Annotated in this window: 17 protein-coding genes; 10 read left to right on the forward strand and 7 right to left on the reverse strand. The window is 70.2% G+C overall.

The features are described from left to right. Positions 1–22: 22 nt before the first annotated feature. The 5 genes from rdgB to OR37_RS03855 are packed head-to-tail and all read left to right on the forward strand — an operon-like array spanning position 23 to position 3,916. Positions 23–625, forward strand: a complete 603-nt coding sequence (gene rdgB / locus OR37_RS03835) for an RdgB/HAM1 family non-canonical purine NTP pyrophosphatase (RefSeq protein WP_004615978.1) — start codon at positions 23–25, stop codon at positions 623–625. Then, a complete protein-coding gene (hemW, locus tag OR37_RS03840) occupies positions 618–1,784 on the forward strand; it encodes a radical SAM family heme chaperone HemW (protein WP_004615980.1) in 1,167 nt (388 codons plus the stop codon). Before rdgB ends, hemW begins: the two co-directional genes overlap by 8 nt. Before the next feature lie 35 nt (positions 1,785–1,819). Next, positions 1,820–2,692, forward strand: coding sequence for a 16S rRNA (cytidine(1402)-2'-O)-methyltransferase (rsmI, locus tag OR37_RS03845; protein WP_004615982.1), 873 nt, complete (start codon positions 1,820–1,822; stop codon positions 2,690–2,692). Continuing rightward, the gene (locus OR37_RS03850) at positions 2,692–3,099 is read left to right on the forward strand and encodes a YraN family protein (protein ID WP_004615983.1); all 408 of its coding nucleotides are present in this window, start codon (positions 2,692–2,694) and stop codon (positions 3,097–3,099) included. Before rsmI ends, OR37_RS03850 begins: the two co-directional genes overlap by 1 nt. Position 3,100: 1 nt before the next feature. Continuing rightward, positions 3,101–3,916 (forward strand): SirB1 family protein, encoded by an 816-nt coding sequence (locus OR37_RS03855; RefSeq protein WP_004615985.1) that lies wholly within the window; start codon positions 3,101–3,103, stop codon positions 3,914–3,916. On the opposite strand, the gene OR37_RS03860 is transcribed toward OR37_RS03855, so the two are convergent. Then, the gene (locus tag OR37_RS03860; protein ID WP_035016898.1) at positions 3,913–4,395 is read right to left on the reverse strand and encodes a hypothetical protein; all 483 of its coding nucleotides are present in this window, start codon (positions 4,393–4,395) and stop codon (positions 3,913–3,915) included. The two genes, OR37_RS03855 and OR37_RS03860, sit on opposite strands and share 4 nt — an antisense overlap. 102 nt (positions 4,396–4,497) lie before the next feature. On the opposite strand from OR37_RS03860, the gene gshB reads away from it, so the two are divergent. The 4 genes from gshB (at position 4,498) to OR37_RS03880 (ending at position 10,050) form a co-directional block, all read left to right on the forward strand. Then, positions 4,498–5,451, forward strand: coding sequence for a glutathione synthase (gshB, locus tag OR37_RS03865; RefSeq protein ID WP_004615988.1), 954 nt, complete (start codon positions 4,498–4,500; stop codon positions 5,449–5,451). A 108-nt stretch (positions 5,452–5,559) separates the two neighbouring features. After that, positions 5,560–7,098, forward strand: a complete 1,539-nt coding sequence (locus OR37_RS03870) for a YifB family Mg chelatase-like AAA ATPase (protein ID WP_004615990.1) — start codon at positions 5,560–5,562, stop codon at positions 7,096–7,098. A gap of 25 nt (positions 7,099–7,123) precedes the next feature. Further along, a complete protein-coding gene (locus tag OR37_RS03875; RefSeq protein WP_004615992.1) occupies positions 7,124–8,662 on the forward strand; it encodes a response regulator in 1,539 nt (512 codons plus the stop codon). A gap of 38 nt (positions 8,663–8,700) precedes the next feature. Then, complete coding sequence (locus OR37_RS03880) at positions 8,701–10,050, forward strand: AmpG family muropeptide MFS transporter (protein ID WP_004615994.1); 1,350 nt, start codon at positions 8,701–8,703, stop codon at positions 10,048–10,050. Here the strand turns inward: OR37_RS03880 and OR37_RS03885 are convergent. From OR37_RS03885 to OR37_RS03895, 3 genes are all read right to left on the reverse strand, one after another. Next, positions 10,047–10,877 carry a S1 family peptidase gene (locus OR37_RS03885; RefSeq protein ID WP_004615996.1) on the reverse strand — a complete coding sequence of 277 codons (831 nt, stop codon included), beginning with the start codon at positions 10,875–10,877 and terminating at the stop codon, positions 10,047–10,049. The genes OR37_RS03880 and OR37_RS03885 overlap by 4 nt on opposite strands. 25 nt (positions 10,878–10,902) lie before the next feature. After that, positions 10,903–11,331, reverse strand: coding sequence for a DUF350 domain-containing protein (locus OR37_RS03890; protein ID WP_004615999.1), 429 nt, complete (start codon positions 11,329–11,331; stop codon positions 10,903–10,905). A gap of 93 nt (positions 11,332–11,424) precedes the next feature. Further along, on the reverse strand, positions 11,425–11,874 hold the full coding sequence (locus OR37_RS03895; protein ID WP_004616001.1) for an SRPBCC domain-containing protein: 450 nt from the start codon (positions 11,872–11,874) through the stop codon (positions 11,425–11,427). 50 nt (positions 11,875–11,924) lie between these two features. Here OR37_RS03895 and OR37_RS03900 point away from each other — a divergent pair, with 50 nt between their 5' ends. Beyond that, positions 11,925–12,254 carry an ArsR/SmtB family transcription factor gene (locus tag OR37_RS03900; RefSeq protein WP_004616003.1) on the forward strand — a complete coding sequence of 110 codons (330 nt, stop codon included), beginning with the start codon at positions 11,925–11,927 and terminating at the stop codon, positions 12,252–12,254. Here OR37_RS03900 and OR37_RS03905 read toward each other — a convergent pair. The 3 genes from OR37_RS03905 to OR37_RS03915 all read right to left on the reverse strand — a co-directional run bounded on the left by OR37_RS03905 (position 12,251) and on the right by OR37_RS03915 (position 14,712). Next, the gene (locus OR37_RS03905) at positions 12,251–12,538 is read right to left on the reverse strand and encodes a hypothetical protein (protein WP_131368805.1); all 288 of its coding nucleotides are present in this window, start codon (positions 12,536–12,538) and stop codon (positions 12,251–12,253) included. The genes OR37_RS03900 and OR37_RS03905 overlap by 4 nt on opposite strands. A gap of 74 nt (positions 12,539–12,612) precedes the next feature. Further along, positions 12,613–13,827: a 23S rRNA (adenine(2503)-C(2))-methyltransferase RlmN gene (rlmN, locus tag OR37_RS03910; RefSeq protein WP_004616007.1), complete on the reverse strand. Its 1,215-nt coding sequence runs from the start codon at positions 13,825–13,827 to the stop codon at positions 12,613–12,615. Between the two features lie 84 nt (positions 13,828–13,911). Beyond that, positions 13,912–14,712 (reverse strand): SDR family NAD(P)-dependent oxidoreductase, encoded by an 801-nt coding sequence (locus tag OR37_RS03915; protein WP_004616009.1) that lies wholly within the window; start codon positions 14,710–14,712, stop codon positions 13,912–13,914. Positions 14,713–14,886: the final 174 nt, after the last annotated feature.

A 14,886-nucleotide genomic window follows, 5' to 3' on the forward strand; every position in this document is an offset into this window, starting at 1 on the left:
GTGATTTTCCCGGAGTGAAGACATGGCGCTGAAGCTTGAGATCGGGTCGAAGCTTGTGGCCGCCACGCACAATCCTGGCAAGGTCCCGGAGATCGCGGCCCTGCTGGACGGCCGCTTCGAGATCGTCACGGCCGGACAGCTGGGCCTGCCCGAGCCCGAGGAAACCGAGAGCACCTTCGTCGGCAACGCCCTGCTGAAGGCCCGTCACGCGGCGGATCTGTCGGGCCTGCCGGCCATCGCCGACGACTCGGGCCTGTCGGTCAGCGCGCTGGACGGCGCGCCAGGGATCTATTCGGCGCGCTGGGCCGGTCCGGGCAAGGACTTCACCATGGCCATGGACAAGGTCGCCGAGCGCATCGAGGCGACGGGGAGCGAGGACTATTCGGCCTGGTTCACCTCGGCCCTGGCCGTCGCCTGGCCCAACGGGCCGGCCGTGGTGGTCGAGGGACGCGTCGACGGAACCCTGGCGTTCCCCGGGCGCGGAACGCGCGGCTTCGGCTACGATCCGATCTTCGTTCCCGAGGGCCACGACATCACCTTCGGCGAGATGGAACCGGCGGCCAAGGACGCGATGAGCCACCGCGCCCGCGCCTTCGCCAAGCTGAAAGCCGCGTTGTTTGACTGACGCCCCCAAGGACGCCCCTCGGGACGACCTCGGCGTCTACGTACACTGGCCCTATTGCGCGCGCATCTGCCCCTATTGCGACTTCAACGTCGTCCGCGACCGGGGCAGAACCGACGAGCAGGTGGCCCTGGCCGACGCCATCGTCGCCGACCTGGTCGCCCAGCGCGCCCTGACCGGTGAGCGCCGCCTGCTGTCGATCTTCCTCGGCGGCGGCACGCCGTCGCTGATGGATCCCGCCCAGGTCGCGCGCGTGATCGACACGGCCAAGCGCCTGTGGTCGCCCGCCGAGGACCTGGAGATCAGCCTGGAGGCCAATCCGACCGACGCCGAGGCCGGCCGCTTCGCCGCCCTGGCCGAGGCCGGGGTCCAGCGCCTGTCCCTCGGCGTCCAGGCCCTCGACGACGTCGCGCTGAAGGCCCTGGGCCGCAATCACGACGCCGGCGCCGCGCGGCGGGCGATCGCCGCGGCGACCAGAGCCTTCCCGCGCCTCTCCGTGGACCTGATCTACGCCCGACCCGGCCAGACGGACGCCGCCTGGCGCGACGAGCTGGCCGAGGCGATCGCCTTGGGCCCCGAGCACATCTCGCCCTACCAGCTGACCATCGAGCCCGGCACCGCCTTCGACCGCGCGGTCGGGCGGGGAGCCCTGGTCGTCCCCGACGAGGACCTGGCCGCCACCCTGTTCGAGACGACGCAGGAGGTGCTGGAGGCCGCGGGCTTCGACGCCTACGAGGTCTCGAACCACGCCAGGGGCGCGGCCGCGCGCTCGCGACACAATCTCGTCTATTGGCGCGGCGTCGACTATGTCGGCGTCGGCCCCGGCGCGCACGGCCGCCTGGGCCTCGCCGACGGCCGCTCGGCCACGCTCGCCCGCCGCGCCATCAAGGACTATGTCGCCGCCGTGGACGCGACGGGCGTGGGCTTCACGCGCGAGACCCTCACCGCCGAGGAAGCCGCCGAGGAGCGCCTGGTGCTGGGCCTGCGCATCGACGACGGCGTGGCGTTCGCGGAAATGACGCCGCTGGGCCTGTCGCCAGACCTCCCGAAAGTCCGCGATCTGGTCGAGGCGGGGCTTCTGGCCGACGACCCCGAGCGGTTGAGGGCGACGCGCGCGGGCCGCCTGGTGCTGGACCGGCTGACAGGCGCGCTCGCGACCTGATATGGCTTCTCATCGCAAGTTGAAGGACGCGTGATTTGAGCTGCCAGCTTCCCCCGCCAGCCCTGTCCGACGCGCCCCTGGCGCCCGGCCTCTATCTGGTGGCGACGCCGATCGGCAATCTGCGCGACATCACGCTGCGGGCCCTGGACGTGCTGGCCGGCTGCGACCTGCTGCTGGCCGAGGACACCCGCGTCACCGGCAAGCTGCTGTCCGCCTACGGCATTCGCACCAAGCTCGAACGCCACGACGAGCACGTGGCCGAGCGCGCCATTCCGGGCGTGCTCGAACGGCTGGAGGCCGGCGAGCGGGTGGCCCTGGTGTCGGACGCCGGCACGCCGATGGTCTCCGACCCCGGCTACCGCCTGGCCAGGGCGGCGATCGCCGCCGGCCACGCGGTGATCCCGATCCCCGGCGCTTCGGCGGCCCTGGCGGCGCTGACCCTGGCCGGCCTGCCGACCGACCGCTTCCTGTTCGCCGGCTTCCCGCCGCCCAAGAGCGCCGCGCGCCGCACCTTCTTCGAGGAGTTCGCCAACGCCCGCGCCACCCTGATCTTCTACGAGGGCGCGTCGCGGGTGGCCGACTGCCTGGCCGACATGGCCGCCGTGTTCGGGGCGACGCGCGAGGCCGCCGTGTGCCGCGAGCTGACCAAGCTCTACGAGACCTGCGTGCGCGGCCCGCTCGCCGAGCTGGCCGCCGACCCGCGCTTCGAGGCCCCCAAGGGCGAGATCGTCATCCTGGTCGGTCCCGGCGCCGAAAAGGCCGCCAGCGTCGACGACGCCGAGGCGGCCCTGCGCGAGGCCATGACTCGCCTGCCGCTGGGCGAGGCCGCCTCGGAGGTGGCCAAGGCCCTGGGTCTTTCGCGAAAGGACCTCTATCGCCAGGCCCTCGCGCTGAAGGAGCGGGCCTGATGACCGCCGGCGCCCGCCCCCCTCGCGATCCCCCCCATCGGGCCAGGCAGGCGCGCGGCGCGGCGGCGCGCAAGCTGGGGCGACGGGCCGAGGTTCTGGCGGCGCTATGGCTGATGGCCAAGGGCTATCGCGTCCTGGGCTTTCGCCTACCGACACCGCTGGGCGAGATCGATCTGCTGGCGCAACGCGGACGGGTCCTGGCCGTTGTGGAAGTCAAACAGAGAACGACGATCGAGGACGCCCTGGACGCCGTGACGCCCACTCAGCGCGACCGGCTTCGCCGCGCCGCCGCCCACTTGGCCGCGCATCGTTCGGGCCTGCGCGATCTCTTGGTGCGCCTGGACCTGATCGCCCTGGCGCCTGGACGCGCGCCGCGGCATCTCGTCGACGCCTGGTCGGGGGCCTGACATGACCCGCGAGGAGGCCGAGGCGATCCTGATCAAGGCCGGCGAGGGTCCCGACGAGGGCTTTCCGCTGTTCGAGGCCGCTCTGGCCTGCGCCGTCCACGACGACCCCAGCCGCGACACCGCCCCGGCCATCGCCCTGGCCGAGGACGCCGCCGAGCGCCTGCGCCGCCGCGCCGAGGCGGAATCGCCGGAGGAGGCGGTGGCCGAGACCCTGGCCGGCGACCTGCGCCTGACCGGCGACGTGCTGACCTACGACCACCCCGACAACGCCGACGTCATCGCCATCGCCGAACGTCGCAAGGGTCTTCCCGTCGCGCTCGGGGTCTTCTACCTGCACGCCGCCCGCGCCGCCGGCCTGGAACTTTACGGCGTCGACTTTCCGGGCCACTTCCTGCTGCGCATCGAAACCGAGGAAGGGCCTCTGGCCCTCGATCCCTTCAGCGAGGGCCGGGTCGTCCTGCCGTCGGAGCTGTCGCGCCGGGCGCTGCGCACCGGCCTGATGCCCGACGTGGCCTCGCGGCTGGAGCTCTTGATGGCGCCGATCTCGGACCGCGCGGTGCTGATCCGCCTGCAGAACAACATCTTCGCCCGCGCCCAGCAGGCCAAGGACTGGGTTCGCGCCGAGCGCTCGGCCCTGCGCCGGGCCCTGCTGAATCCCAAGGACCACCGCCCCTGGCTGGACGTCGCCGCCGCCCGCGAGGGCCAGGGCGCCCTGGCCGGCGCGTTGCAGGCCCTGTCGCGCGCCCAGATCCTCGACGGCGGCGCGGCCATCGCGGCGCGGGCGGCGCGGGAACGGATGCGGTTGCGGCTGAACTAGAACAGCGACTTAAGGCCAAGGGCGCTAGGCGCCGCTAGCACGGTCCTGTTCATACCCGGATCGTCCTCGCAGCCAAAATCAAAGACCCGAACGCGGCGATCGGAACCCAAGATCCACTCCACGCGCAGGCTAGCGTCGTCAGGATGATATTTCCGACAGCCTTTCTCACCGCCGACGATGTCGCGCTCGCCGCGATAAGGCGCGATCTTAACCCTGAAGTCGGCGAACTGCGCGGGCGTGATCCGCTGAACCTCGCGACGACGACGCCAGTGTTTGTAGTTGCCCACCCAATATCCAGTCTCGATCCTTAGCACGCCATCTTCGCTCGCAACGAACTTCACGGTCTCGCAGCGCCCGCAGAACGGAGGCGGCTCCAGAGCGTAGGCAATATGCTCGACAGTCGGATCGACCGGCGGTGTGTTAGCGCATCCCACCAAAGCGGTGGCGACAAGAATGGGCAAAATCCAGCGGCTGCTCATGCCATGACCGTGGCAGTATCGGCCATGCACCACAACCAGCCCCTCGCATTCCCCGGAAATCGCCTTAACTAGACCTCCGCTACAGAAACCCCAGGAGCCCCCATGTCGCTGCGAGTCGCCGTCCAAATGGATCCCGTCCTGGGGATCAACATCGACACCGACACGACCTTCCTGATGATGATGGAGGCCCAGAACCGCGGTCACAGGCTGTGGTTCTACACCCCCGACAAGCTGTCTCTGGAGGACGGGCGCGTCTTCGCCCGCGCCCAGCCGCTGGAGGTGTTCGCCGAGAAGGGCGCGCACGCGCGTCTGGGCGAAACCGTCGTTCTGGACATGAGGGACGACGTCGACGTGGTGCTGATGCGCCAGGATCCGCCGTTCGACATGGCCTACATCACGGCCACGCACTTTCTGGAGAAAGTGCACCCCCACACCCTGGTCGTGAACAACCCGGCCGAGGTGCGCAACGCGCCCGAGAAGCTGTTCGTCACCGACTTTCCCGGCGTGCAGCCGCCGACCCTGATCACCAGCGACCACGAGGCGATCTACGACTTCCGCGCCCGGCACGGCGACATCGTGCTGAAGCCGCTCTACGGCGGCGGCGGCTCGGGCGTGGCGCGGTTGCTGAAGGACGATCCCAATCTCGACGCCCTCCTGGAACTGCACGCCATGATCGGCCGCGAGCAGGTCATCGCCCAGAAGTTCGTCCCGGCCGTCAGCAAGGGCGACAAGCGCGTCCTGCTGATCGACGGCGAGCCCGTCGGCGCCATCAACCGGGTGCCCGCCAGCGGCCAGGTGCGATCGAACCTGCGGGTCGGCGGTCGCGCCGAGGCGGTGGAGCTGACCGCCCGCGACAAGGAGCTCTGCGCGATTATCGGTCCCGAGCTGAAGCGTCGCGGCCTGCTGTTCGTCGGCATCGACGTGATCGGCGAATACCTGACGGAAATTAATGTTACATCCCCCACCGGAGCTCAGCAGCTCAAGCGCTTTACGGGCGTGGACGCGGCGGCTGTTCTTTGGGACCGCATTGATGGCATTTGTGCGAATGGTGGGTAACTCTGGAAAAATAACAATTCTTCCTGAAATGTTCGTTTTTCGTTCTTGATGTATTTCGCACGCCGTGGTGACCCTTGTGGATAAATTGACAGTCCACAAGGAGGGCGGATGGCCGCCAAGGTCGTCACGGTCGCGTTCGAAGGCGTAGAGGCGCGTCGCGTCGACGTCGAGGTGCAGCTGACCACCGGCCAGCACGTGTTCGTGGTGGTGGGCCTGGCCGACAAGGCCGTCGCCGAGAGCCGCGAACGGGTGCGCGGCGCCTTCGCCGGCCTGGGCCTGGCGCTGCCTGGCAAGCGCATCGTCGCCAATCTGGCCCCGGCCGACATGCCCAAGGAGGGCACGCACTTCGACCTGCCGATCGCCCTGGCGGTGATGGCGGCCCTGGGCGTCATCCCGATGGACGCCCTGGACGGCTGGGCGGCGATGGGCGAGCTGTCCCTCGACGGCCGCATCGTCCCCGCCGCCGGGGCCCTGCCGGCGGCGATGGCGGCCGGCGCCATGGGCCTGGGCCTGATCTGCCCGGAGGCCTCCGGCCCCGAAGCCGCGTGGGCCGGCGACACCCGCATCCTGGCCCCGCGCTCTCTGGTCTCGCTGATCAATCACTTCCGTGGGAGCCAGATTCTCGGCGCCCCGGCGCCAGGTCCGATTCTGGAGGGCGAGCGGCCCAAGGACCTGCGTGACGTGAAGGGCCAGGAACACGCCAAGCGCGCGCTGGAAATCGCCGCCGCCGGCGGTCACAACCTGCTGTTCGTCGGCCCGCCGGGCTCGGGCAAGTCGATGCTGGCCCAGCGCCTGCCCGGCCTGCTGCCGCCGTTGACCTCCAGCGAGCTGCTGGAGACCTCGATGGTCCATTCGGTGGCTGGACTGATCGCGCGCGGCGCCCTGACCCGGAACCGGCCCTTCAGATCGCCGCATCACTCGGCCAGCATGGCCGCGCTGACCGGCGGCGGGCATCGCGCCAAGCCCGGCGAGGTGTCGCTGGCCCACAACGGGGTGCTGTTTCTCGACGAGCTGCCCGAGTTCGGCGTCCAGGCGCTGGACAGCCTGCGCGCGCCGCTGGAGACCGGCGAGGTGATGGTCGCCCGCGCCAACGCCCACGTCCGCTACCCCGCGCGCGTGCAGCTGGTGGCGGCCATGAACCCCTGCCGTTGCGGCCATGGCGGGCCTGGACGCGGCGCCTGCGGCAAGGCGCCCCGCTGCCAGAAGGATTATCAAGGCCGCGTCTCGGGTCCGCTGATGGATCGCATCGACCTCGCCGTCGACATGCCCGCCGTCACCGCCGCCGACCTTTCCCTGCCGCCGCCCGCCGAGGGGTCCGCCGAGGTCGCCGCCCGCGTCGCCCGAGCCCGCGCGCTGCAGGTCGAGCGCGCGGAGGCTCACGGCGCGGCGGACGGGCTGAACGGTCGGGCCGAAGGCGCCTTTCTGGAGGCGATCGCCGGCCTGGACGACGCCGGGCGCGGCTTGCTGGCCCAGGCCGCCGAGGCCGGCCGGATCAGCGCCCGGGGCTGGACGCGCGTGCTGCGCCTGGCGCGCACCATCGCCGACCTGGAGGGCGCCGAACGCGTCCGCCGCGTCCACGTCGCCGAGGCCCTGGCCTATCGGCGGACGACAACCGCCGACGAGGCGATCGGCTTGACCGCCCGTTAAGCCGCGTCGGGTAACCTTTACAACCATGAGCGATCCAAAGCCCGGCGTCACGCCCGAACAGCTGGCCACCTTGAGCCACGAATTCCGCACCCCGCTGAACGGCGTGCTGGGCATGGCGCGTCTGCTGGAAAACACCAAGCTGACCGCCGAGCAGCGCGCCTATGTCACCGCCCTGCGCGAGAGCGGCGACCACCTGTTGTCGCTGGTCAATGACGTTCTGCACTTCGCCCGCCTGGGCGCGGCCTCGATCGACCTGTCGCTGGCCCCGGTGGACGTCGAAGGCCTGCTGCGCCAGGTCGCCGAGCTGATGAGCCCGCGCGCGCACGAAAAGGGGATCGAGATCGCCTGGGCCCTGCCCTCGCCCTTCCCGACCATCCGCGCCGACGAGGGGCGCCTGCGCCAAATCCTGCTGAACTTCGCCGGCAACGCCGTGAAGTTCACCGAGGCCGGCGGCGTCCTGCTGTCGGCCAGGATGACCGGCGAAGGGCGGGTTCGCTTCTCGGTCGCCGACACGGGCCCCGGCGTCGCGCCCGAGGCCCGGCGGCGGATTTTCGAGGCCTTCGTCCAGACCGACATCACCCACAACACCCAGCTCGGCGGGGCGGGGCTGGGACTGGCGATCGTCTCGCGCCTTTCGGCGGCCATGGGCGGAGAGGTCGGGGTCGGGGGCGAGCTGGGCCAAGGCGCCGAATTCTGGTTCGAGGCGCCGTTCGAAACGGCGGTCCCCGCGCGCCGCGCCGGACCGCTGGACGGTCGGTCCGTGGCGATCGCCTCGCCCAACGCCATCGTCCGCGCCGCCACCGCACGCCTGATCGAGGCCGCCGGCGGCCGCGCCTTCGCCGCCGTCGACATCGCCTCGGCCCTGGCCGGCGCGCCCGTCGACGCGGTGCTGCTGATCGACGCCGCGCTTTCCAGTCCGCGCCGCGCGCTGAAGCCGCCCGCCGGCCGCCGGGCCGTGGTGCTGCTGACCCCCGATCAGCGCGACCTGATCGACCGCCTGAAGACGGGCGGCTTCTCGGGCTATCTGATCAAGCCGCTGCGCGCTGCCTCCCTCGTCGCCCAGGTGCTGCAAGCCGGCGCCGCCCACGGCGAGGACGGGGCGACAGCCGTCGAGCCGGCGCATGACGACCGCGTCGCCGGGGCGGTGGCCCAGGGCGCGCGCGTGCTGCTGGCCGAGGACAATCCGATCAACGCCCTGCTGGCCCGCACCCTGCTGGAGCGCGAGGGCTGCAAGGTCGACCGCGTCGCGGACGGCGAACAGGCGGTGGCCGCCGCCTCGGCCGCCGCCTACGACCTGATCCTGATGGATCTGCGGATGCCGGGCCTTTCGGGCGTCGAGGCCTCGAAGGCCCTGCGCGGCCGAGGCGTCGCCACGCCGATCGCCGCCCTGACCGCCGACGCCTTCGACGAGGACAAGCGCGCCTGTCTGGCGGCGGGCATGGACGACTTCCTGGTCAAGCCCCTGACCCAGGAAGCCCTGCGCGCGGCGCTCACGCGGTGGACCGGCCGCGCCGCGAGCGCTGGCTGGACGAAAGCGCCGACGCGGGCCAAGGTCGCCTCCTGATTTCGGAGGGGGACCGCGTCCGGGCGCGGTGAAGACGCATGGCCGCAGGCGCGACGACGAAAAAGCGCGGCATGATGGACGTGCTGCGCGCGCTGAAGCAGCCAAAGGTCGCGGCCATGCTGGCCCTGGGCTTCGCGTCGGGCCTGCCGTTCCTCCTGACCGCAAACACCTTCGGCTACTGGCTGCGGGAAGAAGGCACGTCGCTGAAGGCGATCGGCTTCCTGTCCTGGGTCAGTCTGGCCTATGGCATGAAGTTCCTGTGGGCTCCGCTGATCGACCGGCTGGACGCGCCGCTGCTGGGCCGGTGGCTGGGCCGTCGGCGCGGCTGGATGGTGCTATCGCAAGTCATCGTGGCCGCCGGCCTGATCGGCATGGGCCTGACCGGACCCCATGCGGGCCTGTCCACCGTCGCGGGTTTCGCCGTGCTCGTGGCCTTCGCCTCCGCGACCCAGGACATTGTCATCGACGCCTGGCGGATCGAGATCGCCGACGATGGCGACGAGCTGGGCCTGCTGACCTCGGCCGTGCAGATCGGCTATCGCGTCGCCCTGCTGGCCGCCGACGCCCTGATCCTGGTGCTGGCCGATAAGATCGGCTGGCCGGGCTCCTACCTGACCTATGGCGTTCTGATGTCGATCGGCGTGGCGGGCGCGCTGATGGCCGTCGAGCCCAGCCGGGCCGACGCGGTCATGGCCGCCAACGCCGCCCAGAAGCCGCTTTGGACCCCACGCGGCCTCTGGGACGCCATCGCCGGCCCGTTCATCGAGTTCTTCACCGCGCATGGCGCCTTCGCCCTGCTGATCCTGGTGACCATCACGCTCTATCACCTGTCGGACTATGTGCGCGGGCCGATCTCGAACCCCTTCTATCACGATCTGGGCCTGACCAAGAGCACGGTGGGCTGGGTGCGCACCATCGCCTTGACCGGAACCTTCTCGGGGATCGCCGTCGGCGGCTTCTGCGCCCTGCGCTTCGGCTACTTCAAGACCCTGATCGCCGGCGCGGTGCTGCAGCCGATCGGCATCGCCCTGTTCGCCGGGCTGGCCTTGTGGGGCGTCACGATCCCCAGCTTCATCACCGTGATGATCCTGGACAACTTCGCCATCGGCTTTTCGGGCGTGGCGCTGGTCACCTACATGTCCAGCCTGACCAGCCTGGGCTACACGGCCACGCAGTACGCGGTGATGACCTCGGCGCTGGCCTGGACCGGCAAGTTCCTGAAGGGCTTCTCGGGCGCGGCGGTCGAGGCGCTGCAGAGCGGTCGCGACCTGATGCACGCCTACGCCCTTTTCTATCTGGGCGCGGCGGCGATCGGCATTCCGGCCGTGATCCTCTGCTTCTTCCTGGTTCGTCCGCCCGCCAAGCCCGAAGCGGCGACGCCGGCCTAAACCGCCAGACACACCACCTGGGCCACCCGCAGGTCGCGGCGCAGGCCGTCGGCGACGCGGCCGTAGTTGTCGGTCGTGATCGGCTCGGCGTTGGGATCGGCTGGCGAGGGGCGTCGACCGGGACCCAGCAGAACCTTCAGGCTCTCGGGCGCCGTCGTGTAGATGCGACCCCGGCGCGGGGCCTCGGCGACGGTGACGCCGATCACGCGGCCGGCGGCGTCCAGGGCCGGCGCGCCCGACAGGCCCGACAGCGTGCCCTTCAGCGTATCGGTGCGTCCGACCTCGGCCCAGACCAGCACCGGCTCGGTGCGCGCGCCGCGACCATGGACGACCAGGTTCTCGCGACCCAGCAGGCGCGAGGCGGCCTCGCCCGGATGGCCCTGCGGAAAGCCGGGGTGATAGGCGCGCGCGCCCCGGCGCAGCGGCGTGTCCAGCCCCAGCGGCACCGCCGGCGCCCCGCCCTCGGTGGTCAAGATCGCCGCGTCGGCCGTTGGATCGATATGGACCTTGGCCGCCACGCCCCGTCCGTCGGCGACGACGATCGCGGCCTTCTTGCAGCCGTCGACCACGTGGCGGGCGGTCAGCCAGGAGCCGTCATCGCCGACCGAGAAGGCCGTGCCCGAGCCGGGCTCCGGCTTGTCGGGCACCTGGACCACGATCGACGGGTCGAACGGCGAGGACGGTCCCAGCGGCACGCCCTCCTCGCCCGGCACCGGCGGCGGCGGCGGCGGGGCGTCCGAGCGCTCCTGCCGACCGATGGCGACGATCAGCAGGGCGCTGACCGCCGCGGCGTAGACCAGCCAGTCGGGGAGCTTGGGAAAATGCACGACGAACGCCCCGGACGCGACGCGATCAGCCCGCCACGGCGGCGGCCAGGATCAGGGCCACGCCCAGCTTGGCCCCCACCAGCAGAGCGGCGGCGGCGACCTCGCCCTCGTGGATGCGCTCGGGAAGGCCTTTGAGGATCATGTCGGTGACCCGGAAGACCAGCAGCTGAACGGCAATGGTGGCCACGCCCCAGATGATGATCTCCACCACGGAGGTCGAGGCCTTCAGAGACACGGCCAGCGGGATCGCCAGGCCCACGAACACGCCGCCCAGCGACAGGGCCGCCGCCGAATTGCCCTCGCGGATCAGGGTGATCTCCTTGTGGGGGGTGAGCAGGGCGTAGACCACCGCGCCCAGCACCAGCATCGTCAGGGTCACGCCCGCGTGCAGCAAGGTGATCGGAAAGCCGGTGGCGAACGCCTGAATCTCGGGCGACTGGAGCTGGGACGGCATGGACGCGGATGACCCCGATAGACTTGCGGCCCACTGACTAACACGGGTCGGCGAGTCTTGCGTAGGGGGCGCCCGTGTCCGGAGAAACCCGGCCTACTTGTAAAAGCCCTGGCGCAGGTTCAGGCCGTGCTCGACGAACACCTTCATGGCGCACAGCATACCGGTCCAGCCCTCGCAATTGCCAAAGGCGGCCTTCTCGCCCGCCGGGGTGTCGCTCCAGCCGGTCTCGTGGATCTTGACCAGGGTGCGGCCGTCGCCCGTGTCGGCGAAGGTCATGGTCACCTCGGTCTTGTTCGTGGCGTTCGGCTCGGCCGAGCTCCAGCGCAGGACGATCTTCTCGTTCTCAACGACCTCGACCACCTCGACCGGAAACGCGCCCGGGAAATCGTGGAAGTCCCAAGTGACGGTCGCGCCGGTCTCGAGCCGGCCCTGGGCCCCGCCGGTAGTGAAGTAGCCAGACAGCTTCTTGGGATCGGCGACGGCCTCGAAGACTTCGCTGACCGGCTTGGCGATGCGGCCGCTGACGGTGAATTCGTGGGACATGGATCATCTCCATCCTTGATGGGCGCGAGCATGTGTTATAATCTTATAACATGTCAAGCGAGGACGAGGCGGACCTGATCTTCAAGGCCCTGGGACACCGGGCCCGGCGGCGCATTCTGGATCTGCTTAAGGCCGAGCCGCTGACGACCGGCATGCTGTGCGCGCGCTTCCCGGAGCTGGACCGCTGCACGGTGATGCAACACTTGGGCGTGCTGGAAGACGCCGGCCTGGTCGTGGCCGAGCGGCGCGGCCGCGAGCGGTGGAACCACCTGGACGCCCTGCCGGTGCACGCCATCCACGAACGCTGGATCGGGCCTTACGCGGCCTATGCGGCGAGCATGCTAAGCCGGTTGAAGAAGGCGGTGGAGGAAGAGGTTTAGCCCAAGCCGTTACAGGCCACGCCAGCGACCTTCGCCGTCGCCACGTCGTAGTAGACCGTCACCACCGCACAGCCGCCATCAGCGATATCGGGGAGCTGGTGGTAGGGCACGATCTCGACCTTCGGCTTCTGGCCGGGCAGGTCGACCTGAACCCAACGCCCTTCGATGATCTTTCGGCCGGACATGAAGGTTCCGGAATAGCTTCGATCGTACTGATCGAGACGATAGCCTCTAGGTGGTTTGACTTGGGCCTCGAGCTGGACGACCTGATCACGACCAGGCAACCAACGCGGCTCCTCCGCCCGGGCGGCGGCGCCAAACAGGAGCGCGGAGATCAGAAGGATCCCAGCGCGCCGCATCAAACCGCTTCGTCCTCGTCATCCTCGCTCAGCACCCCAGCCATCGCCGCCAGCGACAGCTTGCGCAGGGCCGACGCGCGGACCTTCTCGCTCTCGCTCTTCAGCTGGCCGCAGGCGGCGAGGATGTCGCGGCCGCGCGGGGTGCGGATCGGCGAGGAGTAGCCGGCCTTGTTGAGGATCGCGGCGAAGGCCTCGATCGTCGCCCAGTCCGAGCACTGGTAGTCGCTGCCCGGCCAGGGGTTGAACGGGATCAGATTGATCTTGGCGGGGATGCCCTTGATCAGCTTGACCAGGGCGCGGGCCTCGTCGGGGCTGTCGTTGACGCCCTTCAGCATCACGTACTCGAACGTCACGCGGCGGGCGTTCGACAGGCCCGGATAGGCGCGGATGCCGGCCATCAGTTCGGCGATCGGGTACTTCTTGTTCAGCGGCACCAAGACGTCGCGGAGGGCGTCGTTGGTGGCGTGCAGGCTGATCGCCAGCATGGCCTGGGTGGTCGAGCCCAGCTTTTCCAGCATGGGGACCACGCCCGAGGTCGAGACCGTGATCCGGCGACGCGAGATGGCGATGCCTTCGTTGTCGCTGATGATCTCGATGGCGTCGGCGACTTGGCCCAGGTTGTAGAGCGGCTCGCCCATGCCCATGAAGACGATGTTCGAGAGCTGGCGGTCCTCCTTGTCGGACGGCCATTCGGCGAGGTCGTCCTTGGCGACCTGCACCTGAGCGACGATCTCGGCCGTCGTCAGGTTGCGGACCAGCGGCTGGGTGCCGGTGTGGCAGAAGCTGCAGTTCAGGGTGCAGCCCACCTGGCTGGAGACGCACAAGGCGCCGGCCCGGCCGACGCCTGGGATGAACACGCTCTCGACCTCGATGCCCGGCGCCATGCGGATCAGCCACTTGCGGGTGCCGTCCTTCGACACCTGACGCTCGACAACCTCCGGCCGGGCGATGGTGAAGGCCTCGGCCAGACGGGCGCGGGTTTCCTTGGCGACATCGCTCATGTCGGCGAAGTCGGTGACGCCGCGATGATGCATCCAGCGGAAGATCTGGGTGGCCCGCATCTTGGCCTTGCCGTGCTCGACCACGCCGCTCTCGACCAGGGCCGCGACCAGTTGCGGGCGCGTCAGGCCCGACAGGTTGATCAACGGCTTGGTGACGGGGGTTGCGGGCGCGGCGTCGGACGAGACGCGCGACAGGTCGAGGGTGACGCTCAAGGGGGTGTCCGGATCTTCGGGGTCGAGGCGGACATATAGCAGGTCCGGGACGGTTTTCCAAAAGGCGCCGTCCAGAGCCGGATGTCACACCTTGCGGAACCGGCTTCCCTGGCTGGCCATCAGGGCCAGGGCCCAGTCGTCGGGCACGACCTTGGCGATGGCGGCGAGGGCCTTGTTGGGCGCGCCGGGCACGCAGATCGGGCGGTTGGCCTCGGCGGCCTCATAGCCGGCGGCGGCCACCTCGTCGGCGCCCAGCCACATCCATTCGGGTACGCCCTGGCTGACCTGATCGCGCGTGCCGTTGACGTCGTGGAATTCCGAATAGGTGAAGCCCGGGCACAGGGCGCTGACATGGACGCCCGTCGCGAGGTTCTCCAGATGCAGGCTCTGGGAGAACTTGACCAGGAAGCCCTTGGTCGCCGCGTAAAGGGTGTGCCCGGCCGCGCCGGGGACAAGCCCCGCCAGGGACGCCACATTGACGATACGGCCGAAGCGCCGCTCGACCATGCCCGGCAGGACCTTGTGGGTCATCTCGCAGACGCTGGTCAGCATCACCTGCAAGAACGTCGCCTGGTCGGCCCAACTGGTCGTCGCGAAGGTCCCCGGCAGGCCATAGCCGGCGTTGTTGACCAGGGCGTCCACCACCCGGCCCTGCTCGGCGATCCCCGCCAGGACCGCGTCGACGCCCGCCGGATCGGCCAGGTCGGCGGGAAGGGCGTAGGCTTCCACGCCCGAGCGCAGCTTGATCTCGGCGGCCAGGCCCTCGAGGCGGTCGGCGCGCCGCGCGGTCAGGGCCACGTCATAGCCGTGGCTGGCGTAGATGCGGGCGGAAGCGGCCCCGATGCCGGCGGAGGCGCCGGTGATCAGGGCAAGACGGCGGGCCATGACGAAGGGATCCGGTGGACGAAAGAACGCCCCCCGACAGCAGCACGGCCCGCGCTCTGGTTCAAGAAGCCCTCGAAATCCCGCCCCCCCTGAGGAGGGGGCGGAAGGGCGCGCGTCGGGGCGAGAGCGCGCGCCCTTCCGGGCCGTGGCGCGAGGGAGGCCGCCACGGCCGTT

Origin of the sequence: Caulobacter vibrioides OR37 (assembly GCF_000372645.1) — a bacterium.
GTDB classification, from domain to species: Bacteria; Pseudomonadota; Alphaproteobacteria; order Caulobacterales; family Caulobacteraceae; genus Caulobacter; species Caulobacter vibrioides_E.

What these genes read in the sequence shown, in the direction of transcription:
- rdgB (WP_004615978.1), top strand. Translation starts at nt 23, where the DNA reads ATGGCGCTGAAGCTTGAGATCGGGTCGAAGCTTGTGGCCGCCACGCAC.
- OR37_RS03850 (WP_004615983.1), top strand. Translation starts at nt 2,692, where the DNA reads ATGACCGCCGGCGCCCGCCCCCCTCGCGATCCCCCCCATCGGGCCAGG.
- OR37_RS03855 (WP_004615985.1), top strand. Translation starts at nt 3,101, where the DNA reads ATGACCCGCGAGGAGGCCGAGGCGATCCTGATCAAGGCCGGCGAGGGT.
- OR37_RS03860 (WP_035016898.1), bottom strand. Translation starts at nt 4,395, where the DNA reads ATGAGCAGCCGCTGGATTTTGCCCATTCTTGTCGCCACCGCTTTGGTG.
- gshB (WP_004615988.1), top strand. Translation starts at nt 4,498, where the DNA reads ATGTCGCTGCGAGTCGCCGTCCAAATGGATCCCGTCCTGGGGATCAAC.
- OR37_RS03870 (WP_004615990.1), top strand. Translation starts at nt 5,560, where the DNA reads ATGGCCGCCAAGGTCGTCACGGTCGCGTTCGAAGGCGTAGAGGCGCGT.
- OR37_RS03875 (WP_004615992.1), top strand. Translation starts at nt 7,124, where the DNA reads ATGAGCGATCCAAAGCCCGGCGTCACGCCCGAACAGCTGGCCACCTTG.
- OR37_RS03880 (WP_004615994.1), top strand. Translation starts at nt 8,701, where the DNA reads ATGGCCGCAGGCGCGACGACGAAAAAGCGCGGCATGATGGACGTGCTG.
- OR37_RS03890 (WP_004615999.1), bottom strand. Translation starts at nt 11,331, where the DNA reads ATGCCGTCCCAGCTCCAGTCGCCCGAGATTCAGGCGTTCGCCACCGGC.
- OR37_RS03895 (WP_004616001.1), bottom strand. Translation starts at nt 11,874, where the DNA reads ATGTCCCACGAATTCACCGTCAGCGGCCGCATCGCCAAGCCGGTCAGC.
- OR37_RS03900 (WP_004616003.1), top strand. Translation starts at nt 11,925, where the DNA reads ATGTCAAGCGAGGACGAGGCGGACCTGATCTTCAAGGCCCTGGGACAC.
- OR37_RS03915 (WP_004616009.1), bottom strand. Translation starts at nt 14,712, where the DNA reads ATGGCCCGCCGTCTTGCCCTGATCACCGGCGCCTCCGCCGGCATCGGG.